The following is a 928-nucleotide window of genomic DNA, read 5'->3' as shown; positions in this document are numbered from 1 at the left end:
AACCCCCAGGTTCAGCAGCACCGACACCCCGCCCACCGCCAGGGCCACCACGTCCGCGCCCCGCACCGCCCCTGGCTGCCGCCGCTGCCGGACACCCTGCTGCTGCCCGACCTGCCCGAGGCCGACGTGCCCGCCGGCCCGGTGCCCGGGGCCGACGTGCCCGCCGTGGTCTACGGCCTGCGCGACCTGCCCGCCGAGCAGCGCCGCCGGCCCCTGGTGTTCGACCTGCGCACCGACGGGCACCTGTTCGTCGCCGGCGCACCCCGCAGCGGCCGCTCGCAGCTGCTGCGCACCCTGGCCGGCGCGATCGCCGCGCGCACCGACCCCGCCGACGTCCACCTGCACGCCCTCGACTGCGGCGGCGGGGCGCTGCTGGCGCTGCAGCACCTACCGCACACCGGCGTCGTCGTCCAGCGCACCCAGCCCGAGCGCGCGCAGCGGCTGCTGGCCAGGTTGCGGCGGGAGCTGGCCGAGCGGCAGGAGGCGCTGGGCACCGGTGGTTTCGCCGACGTCTCCGAGCAGCGCGCCGCCGTGCCCGCGGCGCAGCGCCTGCCCCACCTCGTGCTGCTGCTGGACCGCTGGGAGGGGTTCCTCACCTCCCTGGCCGAGGCCGACGGCGGTGTCGCCTTCGAGACCGTGGCGCTGCTGCTGCGCGAGGGCGCCAGCGCGGGCATCCACTGCGTCGTCACCGGCGACCGGCAGCTGCTCACCGGCCGCGCCGCGGCCCTCACCGACGACAAGCTCGTCCTGCGGCTGGCCGACCGCAACGACTACACCCTCGCGGGCCTGGTGCCGCGGGAGGTCCCCGAGGACCTGCCGCCGGGCCGGCTGCTGGCCGCCGACGCCGGCGCGGAGGCGCAGGTGGCGCTGCTGGACGCCGACCCCACCGCGGCGGCGCAGGCGGCGGCCCTGCAGCGCGCCGGGGCCG

At 79.0% G+C, this 928-nt stretch carries 1 protein-coding gene; it reads left to right on the top strand.

Annotation, left to right across the window (positions count from 1 at the left end; all coding sequences use genetic code 11):
• On the top strand, window positions 1-928 hold a 928-nt coding region (locus ABEB16_RS22390; protein WP_345714356.1), incomplete at both ends, for an FtsK/SpoIIIE domain-containing protein.

Origin of the sequence: Kineococcus glutinatus (genome assembly GCF_039542765.1) — a bacterium.
Lineage (GTDB): Bacteria > Actinomycetota > Actinomycetes > Actinomycetales > Kineococcaceae > Kineococcus_A > Kineococcus_A glutinatus.
The sequence above is the reverse complement of the archived record's forward strand: the minus strand, read 5'-3'. Positions and strand labels throughout refer to the sequence as shown.